General features: G+C 44.2%; 10 protein-coding genes and 4 tRNA genes. 10 read left to right on the top strand and 4 right to left on the bottom strand.

Annotated elements, in window-relative coordinates:
* Positions 1–8 precede the first annotated feature (8 nt).
* The 9 genes from zipA (at position 9) to OV592_RS15115 (ending at position 9,092) form a co-directional block, all read left to right on the top strand.
* Positions 9–995, top strand: coding sequence for a cell division protein ZipA (gene zipA / locus OV592_RS15155; protein ID WP_406609152.1), 987 nt, complete (start codon positions 9–11; stop codon positions 993–995).
* Between the two features lie 71 nt (positions 996–1,066).
* Positions 1,067–3,076 carry an NAD-dependent DNA ligase LigA gene (ligA, locus tag OV592_RS15150; protein ID WP_406609151.1) on the top strand — a complete coding sequence of 670 codons (2,010 nt, stop codon included), beginning with the start codon at positions 1,067–1,069 and terminating at the stop codon, positions 3,074–3,076.
* A gap of 162 nt (positions 3,077–3,238) precedes the next feature.
* Positions 3,239–4,081 (top strand): formate transporter FocA, encoded by an 843-nt coding sequence (gene focA, locus OV592_RS15145; RefSeq protein ID WP_406609150.1) that lies wholly within the window; start codon positions 3,239–3,241, stop codon positions 4,079–4,081.
* A gap of 223 nt (positions 4,082–4,304) precedes the next feature.
* Positions 4,305–5,615, top strand: coding sequence for a hypothetical protein (locus tag OV592_RS15140; protein WP_016403628.1), 1,311 nt, complete (start codon positions 4,305–4,307; stop codon positions 5,613–5,615).
* Between the two features lie 67 nt (positions 5,616–5,682).
* A complete protein-coding gene (locus OV592_RS15135) occupies positions 5,683–6,105 on the top strand; it encodes a hypothetical protein (protein ID WP_406609149.1) in 423 nt (140 codons plus the stop codon).
* Positions 6,106–6,192: 87 nt separating this feature from the next.
* On the top strand, positions 6,193–6,756 hold the full coding sequence (locus tag OV592_RS15130) for a c-type cytochrome (RefSeq protein WP_406609148.1): 564 nt from the start codon (positions 6,193–6,195) through the stop codon (positions 6,754–6,756).
* A 7-nt stretch (positions 6,757–6,763) separates the two neighbouring features.
* Positions 6,764–7,204, top strand: a complete 441-nt coding sequence (locus tag OV592_RS15125; RefSeq protein ID WP_246611950.1) for a DUF411 domain-containing protein — start codon at positions 6,764–6,766, stop codon at positions 7,202–7,204.
* A 213-nt stretch (positions 7,205–7,417) separates the two neighbouring features.
* Positions 7,418–8,065, top strand: a complete 648-nt coding sequence (locus OV592_RS15120) for a substrate-binding periplasmic protein (protein ID WP_406609147.1) — start codon at positions 7,418–7,420, stop codon at positions 8,063–8,065.
* A 91-nt stretch (positions 8,066–8,156) separates the two neighbouring features.
* A complete protein-coding gene (locus OV592_RS15115) occupies positions 8,157–9,092 on the top strand; it encodes a homocysteine S-methyltransferase family protein (RefSeq protein ID WP_406609146.1) in 936 nt (311 codons plus the stop codon).
* Positions 9,093–9,536: 444 nt separating this feature from the next.
* On the opposite strand, the gene OV592_RS15110 is transcribed toward OV592_RS15115, so the two are convergent.
* The 4 genes from OV592_RS15110 to OV592_RS15095 all read right to left on the bottom strand — a co-directional run bounded on the left by OV592_RS15110 (position 9,537) and on the right by OV592_RS15095 (position 9,995).
* Positions 9,537–9,612 (bottom strand) — tRNA-Val (locus OV592_RS15110).
* Between the two features lie 57 nt (positions 9,613–9,669).
* A tRNA-Val gene (locus OV592_RS15105) sits at positions 9,670–9,745 on the bottom strand.
* A gap of 49 nt (positions 9,746–9,794) precedes the next feature.
* Positions 9,795–9,870, bottom strand: a tRNA-Val gene (locus tag OV592_RS15100).
* A 49-nt stretch (positions 9,871–9,919) separates the two neighbouring features.
* Positions 9,920–9,995, bottom strand: a tRNA-Val gene (locus OV592_RS15095).
* A 229-nt stretch (positions 9,996–10,224) separates the two neighbouring features.
* On the opposite strand from OV592_RS15095, the gene gltX reads away from it, so the two are divergent.
* Positions 10,225–11,712, top strand: a complete 1,488-nt coding sequence (gene gltX / locus OV592_RS15090) for a glutamate--tRNA ligase (RefSeq protein WP_406609145.1) — start codon at positions 10,225–10,227, stop codon at positions 11,710–11,712.
* The last annotated feature ends 318 nt before the right edge of the window (positions 11,713–12,030 follow it).

Below are 12,030 nucleotides of genomic sequence, written 5' to 3'. Positions count from 1 at the left end.
ACAGTTAAATGCAGGAATTACGCATCGTACTTATCGTTGTTGGAATCATTTTAATTATTGCTTTGCTCGCTCATGGTTTTTGGAGTAGTCGCAAACAACGACCTGAAAAACTGGTTAGTCCCAAAAAATCTTTAGGGGCTCAAGAATCTTCAGCAACACGTGATGAACAAGGTTTTGATGATCTAGGTGTAGGTCAAGCTCGGGTTATTGGTGACCCTATTGAAGATGCTATTACTCAGCAAGAAGTAGCTCCAGCCGCAAAACCTGCGGCTAAATCAGCCGAAGTAAAAGCAAGCCCAGATTTTGCCGCTGAGCCAAGTGCGCCAGTGCAGCGCAAAGAGCCTGAATTTAGCTTTTCTGCGGTAGATGAAGCGCCAAGTATTAGTGATAGCCAAGGATTAGAGGGCTTAGAACCTAAGGCCAATCCAGAGGCTGTGAGTGTTGAACCTGAGCCAAGTACTTTGTCTAGCGAACCAGAGTTTGCTTTTGATATGGATGAAGTAAAAGAAGAACTTGTAGAGCCTGTTGTGGAAGAACCACAAGAGCCGGTTAAAGATCCTAATGCACCCGATGATGTGTTTATCTTAAATGTTATGGCTCAGAGTGGCCGTTACTTAAAAGGTGCTGCGCTATTAGCAAGCTTAGACAAAATTGGTTTGCGCCATGGTGACATGGATATTTTTCATCGTCACTTAGATAACAGCGGCACGGGTCCGGTGATATTTAGTTTGGCTAATATGGTTAACCCTGGCACTTTTGATATTAATGCCATGGACCAGTTGGAAACCCGTGGTGTAAGCATCTTCATGACTGTGCCATGTAAGGGCGAACCAACTAAAAACTTTGCCTTAATGTATAACGCAGCAATGACCTTGGCTAAAGATTTAGACGCGATTATGTTAGATGACCAGCGTAATCCTTTGACCAAGCAAACCGTTAATCACTATGAGCAACGGGTGCGTGAATACGAGCGTAAGCAACTGCTCGTAAACTAATAAATTGTGTGTACTTTTAAGCCTTTCCAATACATGTATTTGGGAAGGCTTTTTTATTTGAAAGGTCTCTCATGGACAAGCCAGAACAACAAATTGAGCAGCTAAGAACTCAACTCGAGCAATATAACTATCAATATTACGTATTGGATGAGCCTTCGGTTCCTGATGCTGAATATGACCGCTTATTTCTAGAATTACAGAGCTTAGAAAAGCAGCATCCAAACTTGCTGCGAAGCGACTCGCCTACTCAGCGGGTTAGCGGAGCGCCGCTATCAGCCTTCGATCAAATTCAGCACGAAATGCCAATGTTGTCCTTAGACAACGTATTCAGTGAAGAAGAGTTAAGCGCCTTTAATAAACGTTTGCAAGAGCGATTGGTGACTGCCGATGCAATTACCTATTGCGTCGAACCCAAGCTTGATGGCTTAGCCGTGAGCATCTTGTATCTTGATGGTGTGCTCCAGCAAGCTGCAACGCGTGGAGATGGCAGCACCGGTGAAAATGTTACCGAGAATGTGAAAACTATTCGCTCTATTCCTCTGCGTTTACGGGGCAATAACTGGCCCGCCAGATTGGAAGTGCGCGGCGAAATCTTCATGCCTAAGGCGGGTTTTGAAAAACTTAATCAGCAGGCAATCGAAAAGGGTGAAAAAGGCTTTGCCAACCCACGCAATGCAGCAGCAGGAAGTTTGCGACAGTTAGACTCGCAAATCACTGCTATGCGTCCTTTGGCATTTTATGCCTACTCCTTGGGCGTGGTGAGCGAAAGCTTAAGTCAAAGTCATTATCAGAACTTACAAAGCTTAAAAGACTATGGTTTACCGGTGTGTCCTGAAGTACGCACTGTTAGCGGCAGTGAGGCGTGTTTTGCCTATTACCAAGAAATTGGTGAGCGCCGCAATAGCCTCGCCTATGAAATTGATGGCGTTGTTTACAAAGTAGATAGTTTGGAACTGCAGCAACATTTGGGTTTTGTTGCACGAGCACCTCGCTGGGCAACCGCCCATAAATATCCGGCTCAAGAAGAAATCACCATATTGCGAGATGTTGAATTTCAGGTTGGGCGAACTGGAGCGATAACTCCCGTAGCCCGTTTAGAGCCGGTTTTTGTTGGTGGTGTTACGGTGAGTAATGCCACCTTGCACAACGCTGATGAAATTGAACGTTTAGCGGTGCGTATTGGTGATAGCGTGATTGTACGCAGAGCGGGTGATGTGATTCCGCAGGTAGCCGGAGTCATACTTGAGCGTCGCCCAGAAGATGCAAAAGAGATAGTTTTTCCCGAAAGCTGCCCGGTGTGTGATAGCGCCATCGAGCGCATCGAAGGTGAGGCTGTTGCGCGTTGTGTAGCAGGCCTGCGTTGTGGTGCGCAGCGTAAAGAGGCACTAAAACATTTTGTTGCCCGTAAAGCTTTAGATATAGACGGTATTGGTGACAAGCTGGTAGAGCAGTTAGTCGAAGCGGAGTTATTGCAAACCCCCTTAGATTTGTTTCACCTTGCGCAGCAACGTGACGCCTTGTTGGGCTTAGAGCGCATGGGCGAGAAGTCTGTCGATAAGTTGCTTGCCGGTATCGAGGCAGCACGAGAGACCACTTTGGCGCGCTTCATTTATTCCTTAGGGATCCGTGAAGTAGGTGAAGCGACTGCTGGCAACCTTGCTCAACATTTTAAAAGCTTGCCCGCAATAGCCGATGCCAGCCTTGAACAACTGCAAGATGTGCCGGATGTAGGTGAAATTGTTGCTAAGCACCTGCGTTTCTTCTTCACTCAAGAGCAAAATGCAGAATTAGTGAATGCGCTGGCCGAACAACTCAGTTGGCCTGCGATAGAAGATAAGGCGGAAGAAGACTTGGCCATGAACGGTAAGGTAATTGTACTTACCGGCACCTTAAGTCAACTTGGCAGAAGTGAAGCTAAACAAGCGCTGCAAGCCTTGGGAGCTAAAGTAACCGGCAGTGTTTCAAAGAAAACCAACATTGTGATTGCCGGTGATGCGGCAGGCTCTAAACTGACTAAAGCCCAAGATTTGGGCATTGAAGTATGGAATGAACAACAATTAGTTGATTTGCTGCAAAGCTAAGTGAAAGCTCTCTCACTATCACTACTATAAAGGCCCGCTAGTTTGCTAGCGGGCCTTTTTGTTGAATAGTCACTAACAACCACTTTGATTGCTTGGCTTAAATGACTTGTTATATGTCGATTCAGCTACGCTTAATTAACCACCACCAATAAAGTGATCCCTATGAGTCAATTCGATTCCTTGCTTCCACCCCAAATGGCTGAACGTGCTGCCGACGTTGGAGTGAGTAAAGCCACCAAAGATCCGCTTAAAGCATTTTTACTTGCCCTTACTGCTGGCGCACATATCGGCATAGCCTTTGTTTTTTATACCACTGTAACCACTGGTGCGGGAGATTTTCCTTGGGGTTTTACCCGTTTAATCGGCGGTATGGCATTTAGCTTAGGCCTGATTTTTGTGATTATTACCGGTGGTGAATTGTTTACCAGCTCTGTATTGACGCTGGTGGCAAGAGCCAGCGGTAAAATCTCATGGAAAAGCTTATGTGTTAATTGGTCATTGGTTTACTTAGGTAATTTGGCTGGTGCTTTTGTCTTAGTTTCGCTAATGCTAATGACCAAGCAATATACTTTTGCCGAAGGAGAGGTAGGTATCAATACTATGCGTATTGCCCAGCACAAGCTGCATCATGATTTTTTTCAAGCAGTTGCCCTGGGCATTATGTGTAATGTGTTGGTATGTATCGCAGTGTGGATGACCTTTAGCGCCCGCAGCTTAACAGACAAGGTAATGGTAATGATTCTGCCGGTAGCAATGTTTGTCTCGGCGGGTTTTGAGCACTGTATTGCCAATATGTTCCAAGTACCTATGGCCATTGGTATTAAAAATCTCGCAGGCCCCGAGTTTTGGCAAGCTACCGGTTTAAGCCCTGCAGACTTTGCCGAACTCACCTTTGGCAACTTCTTCATCAACAATTTAATTCCGGTCACTCTCGGTAACATCATCGGAGGAGGGGTATTTGTGGGGCTAGGCTATTGGCTTATTTATCTACGAAAGCCCGATTAACCGCGTTTGTTGCATCGTTTGGGTGCGATTGTTGATCACTTAACTAAGCCTGCGACTAGTCAGTATTTACTGCGATTAACTTAGCCGCAGCTTGGTTTTGCTGAGCATTGTGGTAAGAACATAGTGCTAATAGTGATTCCTCTGAATTATTACCTCTTTTGGTGTATATTTTGCTTCGTTAATTCTTGAGTTTAGTTGTTGTACTTGGTGATTTAGGTAGTTTATGTCGGTTCTTTCTCCAAATAGTGTTTTTACTTCGCTTCAGCAAGATGGCCCCTTTGCGGTAAGCCGTGATGCCTTTGTGGCGCACCCATTTTCTACTGGCGTTCGCAGCTGGGTAAAACGCTTGCAGCAAGATAGTAATAATGTGTCTAAATATCGGGCTCTGCGTAGCCAGATATTCGAGTTTTTGGGCATCGACAGTTTTTCACAAATTCAGAACTTGATTGACGACGTGAGCTTGCGTAAACAGCGCAGCGAACGAGCATTATCTCTATTGGGCAATATGTTTGGTATTGATGGCAACTTAAACGAAATTGAGAGCCGAGTTGATGAATATGCGCGTACTGCAGATGCGGTCATTCACTCAATTAAGGGAAAAATTCTTTCTCCTTATGCTTCGCATATTGAAAATACCAACGAAATTGAGGTTACTAATAATCCGGTAGAGTTATTGCTGATTATGTTCAATGATGACTACCACAAAAAAGCTCGCTTTGAAGCGCGACGTAAACTGATTTTGATGACCCTAGCTGGCAGCATCGAGCAGCGTGAGCGAGAAACTGAAATTGAAAACAAGTTTTCAGCGTTTCTTGAGTTTTTGAATGGCTACGTGTGGAGCAAAGAGCTCAAGATTGGAGAGTTAGACCCGGTCTATTTACACTCAAAACACCTTAACGACGATTACGCTTGTAGTGAGGTGAAAGTATTAAACCCTCAGCAGGCCAAGCTTATTCAACGTGGCGAGCGTGAAAAACTCACCTTGTTAAAGCGCCGAAGTTTTACTGTGGGCGAGCGTAAAATTCCAATCTACGTTTCTATTCGTAAAAAGCCGCCAGAAGCAAAAGTATTAAAGCTATTGCGCAAAAATCAGAAGAATCCTGCGGTGGCGGTAGATGACGAACTTGGCTTAATGGCGGTTCTAGATTCGGTTAGCGATATTAAAGCCTTTCAAAAGCACCTCACGCGTAGTGCTTCTAGCGCAAATTCCTTAATGGTGCTAGAAGACATTTCCGATACCTTAACCGATAGATCTGAATATCGCGGCAGGGCAGTGGGCTCTAGTGAAAAAACACCAATGATGAAGTTTTTTGCGCGCTTAGGCGGAATGCGGGTCGAGTTTATTATTCATACCAACCGGACTTGGCTTAATTATATGTATCAACAAGATGTTGCTCACAATGAGTATGAAGTAAAACGAATGTTCGATACCGGGGTTATTGAGCTACTATTCCCTATGGATATTTTCCATTTGAATCACCGAAAGACCCGCGATGAAATGATTCAATTTTTTAGGAAACAAATAGAGGCTTAAGCCTTAAAATCTGCGGCAAGTCTAATAACGCCATCAAGCCAGCGAGCTGGCTTGCAATGGTATATTGGTGGCGCTAGAGTGTTGGTTAAATAAAGTTGTTGGTTGTGTATTGTTGAATTTGGCGCGTTTTTCATTAGTGGTTTATACAGCTCTAGCATTTGCTTTAACTAGCATTAATGCAAGTGCTGGTGCGCTCATTGAGCAGCAACACACGGCTGAAGATATCTTGGCAATCGGCCACTCACCGATGCAAGATTGTCATGTAAATGCTAGTTCTTCTGCGGCAGTAAATATCGATGGACATGCACTAACACACTCAATGCCTATTGGCGGCAGTTGTTGTACCGTAACTTGCATGGCTCCGCCGCTGATGAATTTGCTCAAACTCAATATTGCTGAATCCCCAAGCAGCCTTTTAGCTTTTTCCTCTACCCGCAGTATTACCTTATTCAATACTGCTGAGCCTCTATATCGCCCTCCTATTGGTTAAGTTCCCAAGATTATAAGCATTATCAGTTTTTGGATTGATAGTGGAAGCATTAAGCCCTTAGTTAGATGGGCCAAAAGTGGAACAACAATGAATATATCTTTTTATAGATTGGTAGCTGCGATGCTGCTTACCGCCTATGCAAATTTGGTTTATGCAGAGCCGAATGAAAATGCACTTGGTAAAAACCTGTACTTAACTGTTGGCGGTTACGGGTGCGCGGCCTGCCATGGCAAATACGCCAATGGGGCGGGGAACGTGGGAGGTAACATTCGTGGTGCCAGCTTAGAGCAGCTTAATTACGCCTTAGAAAATGAACCTACTATGCAGTTGCTAAGCGACGTTTTAGCGCCAGAGCAACGAGGGTTGATTGTGCAATACCTAGATAGTTTAGGTGCAGTGCAGCTGGTGGAGTGGAGCATCGGTGAAAATACCGACATTAAAGCTCAGCAGCTTATACCCAAACAGTTGAGCCAGTTGGTTGTTAAAAATGACACCTTAGTTTCTATAGCGGTAGATCTTAGTCCCTTGGCAATAAATCAAGCATTACATATAGAGCCTTTAGATACGCAAGCTGTGCAGTTTGTTGCGCCAGCTTTTTCGGTAAGCCTACAAGTTAAAGGGCAGGCTCTACAATTACTAGTGAATGAATAAGAGAATAATGATGAAAATACTAAACAAAATACTACTAAGCCTGTTGGTCTGCTTCAGCAGTTCGGTATTGGCTAAAACTAGCATTGAGCTATATAAGTCACCCACTTGTGGTTGTTGTACCGAATGGGCCAAAATTATGGAGCAAAAAGGGTATCAGGTGAATGTGCACCACAAACAACAGTGGAACGTACTAAAACAAAGTTACGACATGCCCCCTCAGCTGCAGTCTTGCCATAGTGCGGTGATTGATGGCTACTTAATCGAAGGGCATGTACCGGAAAGTGACATTGCCCGCTTGTTAAAAGAACGCCCTAAAAACATTAAAGGCCTAGCTGCGCCTGGTATGCCACAGCATTCGCCGGGGATGGCAAAAGAAGGAGCTGCTTATAAAGACTTTAAAGTTATCGCTTTTTCAGAGGACGGCTTAAGTATTTATAAGCAGTATTAAGGTTTTGTAGGTGATCTAAACTTAGGCCAGCTCGTTGCTGGCCTTTTCATTGTTAGTTGCTAACAATGAGAGTTCGCGTTTGACAGAGGAGTGAATTAAGCTTTATTTACGTAGATAACTGAAATTGAAGACATTCAAATGAAGCTATTTTTAGTCATGGTTCTGTTGTTTTCTTGGTCAATACATGCCAAATCTCAATCCGAAACAACAACTATGTATTTCGCTAATATCCCCAATAATTTTACCGTAGCTATAGGCGCAGAGGTTATTAAGACTGCATACCAAAAACTGGGCATTGCGGTCGAATTTGTTGTTATGCCCACTAAACGCGCGCTGAAACAATCTAATGAAGGAAAGGTAGATGGTGAAATTCACCGTGTTTGGAGTATCGCCGATAGTTATCCAAACCTGATTCGAGTACCTACTCCGATTAACTACATCGATCAGGTGGTATTTAGTTCGGTACAGAATGTAGATATAAAGCAGTGCGCAGATTTAGCGCCTTATACTGTTGGAATAGTGAGAGGCGTGAAGCATGCTGAAGAATGCACTCGAGATCTTCCTCTTCAGAGGGTTTTTAATACATCTGCCAAGATGATGACCATGTTAAGTGTGCAAAAAATTGATTTTGCTATTTCATCTTGGGTCAACGGTATGTGGTTAAGAAAAACCATGGATATAGATAATGTACATGTGATTGGCCCTCCGGTAAGTCGGCAATTGCTCTATCACTATGTGCATAAAAAACATGCCGATTTGGTAGAGAAAATCGATGCAGTATTTATAGATATGCAAGAGAGTGGCGAGCTTGAGCTGCTTAGGAAGCAAGTGATAAATGATCTATTAAAAAATGCACCATAAAATCTGAATACCTCGTTTTTGCACTAATCCAAGTGTTCTTCTTTCAGCTGCAAAGTGAGCAATACGACCCAAGCCAATCCAGGTGAGTATAGTGAAACAGAATCCTCTTTTACCGCACCTTAGCAGTAAACTCTTTGCCTGTTATACCGGATTGGAAACCGAGTTGGTTTATCGCCGTGGTTTTAACTTACCCGGTTTTGCCGCTTATCCGTTGTTAACCACTCCCAGTGATAAACTTTTGCTTGATGCTTATTACAAGCAGCTGATCGAGTTAGCGAGAGGGCTGGGCGTAGGGTGTATTCTTGATTCAGTGTCTTGGGCGGCAAATCGAGACCGAGCTTCTGCTCTTGGTATAACGATTGATCAGCTGAAACGGTTCAACATAGAAGCAATAGATTTTATAGCGAGTATTAAGCGGGAAACTCCTGATGTGCCAATAGTATTATCAGCGCAAGTAGGCCCGCGTGATGATGGTTATGCCCCCCGCCATTTAATGAATGTGCAACAGGCTTTTGATTATCACAGTGAGCAAATAACGGTGTATTCCAGCACTGAAGCGGACCTTATCAGCGCATTTACCATTTGTTATGCCGAAGAAGCCATTGGTATCGTCAAAGCCGCGCAGAAATTCGCAATGCCAGTTGCCATTGCATTCACCCTAGAAACCGATGGCTGTTTACCTACAGGTATGGCCTTGAAAGATGCTATCGCAATGGTGGATGCGGAAACAGACTCAGCAGCGCTTTATTACTTAATAAACTGTGCTCACCCTAGTCATTTTACTCAGATCTTTGATGGTGGTGCTTGGATGCAGCGCTTGAGTGGCTTGGTTGTAAATGCCTCTTGTTGCAGCCACCAATCGCTTGAGCAAGCCACTGACTTAGATGAAGGAACCCCGGTTGAATTAGGTAGCCAAGTTGCTGAGTTTCATCTCCGGTATCCCCAACTCAATATTCTTGGCGGCTGTTGTGGTACCGATATGCGCCATATGAAATCAATATTTGAAGCGGTGAAAGCAATTGGCTAATTCGCGATTTATAGAACTTCAGTAATAAGTGTAATAACTCTTTACGGCTAAGCGATAGGTTCGAGTTTTCTGTTTGGCAGAAAGCAAAAAAGCCTGCAAATGATGCGGCCTTTTAAATATGGTGGTCGCTACTGGGCTTGAACCAGTGGGTATTGACTAATAGCGTCGCCTAGCAAAGAGGAGGGCGTTGTTCTCCCGCTCTTTATGGCTAAGTGATACCTTTGAGTTTTCTGACTGGCGGAAAGCAAAAAGGCCTGCAAATAATGCAGGCCTTTTTAATATAGTGGTCGCAACGGTGTTTGAACCAGTGAGTATCGACTAATAAGAGCCGCCTAGTGAAGGGGAGGGCATTGTTCTCCCTCTCTTTATGGCTAAGCGATACCTTTGAGTTTTCTGACTGGCGGAAAGCAAAAAGGCCTGCAAATGATGCAGGCCTTTTTAATATGGTGGTCGCTACTGGGCTTGAACCAGTGACCCTCGCCTTGTAAGGGCGATGCTCTCCCAACTGAGCTAAGCGACCAACGGGTTTCGTTGCTATGCAACTGGAGGCTAATTTACATTAACACCCAATAAATTATGGTGGTCGCTACTGGGCTTGAACCAGTGACCCTCGCCTTGTAAGGGCGATGCTCTCCCAACTGAGCTAAGCGACCGAATTTTTTCTTACTAGTAAACCGTTCAAAGAACCATTTACTTTAAATATGGTGGTCGCTACTGGGCTTGAACCAGTGACCCTCGCCTTGTAAGGGCGATGCTCTCCCAACTGAGCTAAGCGACCGAATTTTGTGTTACTAGCAAACCGTTCAAAGAACCATTTACTTTAAATATGGTGGTCGCTACTGGGCTTGAACCAGTGACCCTCGCCTTGTAAGGGCGATGCTCTCCCAACTGAGCTAAGCGACCGTCTTGTGGGGGCGTATTATAGGGTGGTCTGCGTGTGTGTCAACGCAAATTTTAAGGAAACTGACTGCTTGCACAAATTCTCGTCAAAATGCCTATTTAGGCCGCTGTATTGGCCAGAATGTTAGCAAATTAAGCGTATTTTGAGTGTGGCTCTTAGCTAGCGAATTTTGTTGGGTGTGGTAAAATCCGCGCCATTCAACTTGGTCAACTATTTAACTAGAGAATAAACATGACAGTTCGTACTCGCGTAGCACCTTCACCAACGGGTGACCCACATGTAGGTACCGCCTATATCGCATTATTTAACTACTGTTTTGCCAAGCAACATGGTGGCGAATTTATTCTACGTATTGAAGATACCGACCAAGCGCGTAGTTCACGTGAATCTGAACAAGCGATCTACGACAGCCTAAGCTGGATAGGCTTGAACTGGGATGAAGGCCCAGATTGTGGCGGAGCTGCTGGCCCATACCGCCAGAGCGAGCGTAGTGACATATACAAGAAATACGCTCAACAGCTTATTGATGAAGGCAAAGCATTTTACTGTTTTGCTACGTCAGAAGAGCTTGATGAAATGCGTAAGCAGCAAATGGCAGAAGGCCTACAGCCTAAATACGATGGCCGAGGCTTAAAACTTAGCGCTGAAGAAATTGCTGCTAACCTAGCAGAAGGCAAACCTTACGTAGTGCGTATGAAAATACCTGAGTCTGGTAGCTTTAGCTTTACCGACTATTTACGTGGTGAAGTTGAGATCCCTTGGGAACAGGTAGATATGCAAGTGCTACTTAAAGCCGATGGTTTACCAACTTACTTCTTGGCTAACGTAGTAGACGACCACCTAATGGGCATTACCCACGTATTCCGTGGTGAAGAATGGTTAAACTCTGCGCCAAAACTACTGAAGTTATATCAAGATTTGGGTTGGGAAGCGCCAGTGCTTGGCCACATGCCGTTGCTGCGTAACCCGGATAAGAGCAAGCTAAGTAAGCGTAAAAACCCAACCAGCGTAAATTACTATCGCAAGATGGGCTTCTTGCCAGAAGCAATGCTTAACTATTTAGGCCGCATGGGTTGGTCTATGCCTGATGAGCGTGAAAAATTCACCTTGGCAGAAATGATTGAGCATTTCGATATGAAACGTGTATCGCTTGGCGGTCCAGTATTTGATGTAGAAAAACTCAAATGGTTAAACGGTTTGTGGATCCGTGAAGAGCTAAGCGATGAGCAGTTAGCTCAACGTTTAGTTGAGTGGGCTTACAACCAAGAAACCTTGATGAGCATTATTCCGCAAGCAAAAGCGCGTTTAGATGTATTAAGTGACTTAGCACCGCTTGCTGGGCACTTTGTATCGGGCATTCCAGAATATGCACCTGAGCTGCTTACCGCAGGTAAACTTGAAGAAGAGCAAGTTCGTAGTTTGTTGCAGATGTTTATTTGGCAATTAGAAGAGCAGCGTCAATGGGACAAAGACACGGTATTTGCGGTAGCTAAGCAATTATCTACTCATCTAGACGTTAAAATTCGTGATTTCTTAGAGCCTATTTTTGTGGCAGTTACTGGCAAAACCAGTTCTACCTCGGTAGTTGATGCTATGGCTATTCTTGGTTCAGACATGAGCCGAGCACGTTTACGCTTTGCACTAAGCCATATTGGCGTAAGTAAGAAGCAAGCTAAGTCGTTAGATAAAGCATATCGCGCATACAAAGCTAGCTGGTAAACCGCCGTTAATACTTAAAAAGCCAACGCTAAGCGTTGGCTTTTTTATTTCTTAGCGTAAATAGTTTGTTTATACCAATAACATGCTGCCACAAGCCGCAAGCAGTAAACCTAGTGCCAGCAAGAACTGCAATTGAAGTCTAATACTCATCGTGTTCCTATATTATGCATCAGTAGATAACTCATCTTGCATCAAGCACTGTAGCGATTACCTTGAATTGCTTCACAGTTTGTTTTTTGACCAGTGCTTATACATTAAAAACCTTCTTTAGATCTCATTTACATTGCGTTTCAATGCCAATTTTGTAACCAAATTGAC

The organism is Agarivorans sp. JK6, assembly GCF_045277145.1.
In the GTDB taxonomy this organism is placed as follows: domain Bacteria; phylum Pseudomonadota; class Gammaproteobacteria; order Enterobacterales; family Celerinatantimonadaceae; genus Agarivorans; species Agarivorans albus.
Note: the sequence above shows the minus strand (reverse complement) of the source record. Positions and strands in the feature narration are given on the sequence as shown.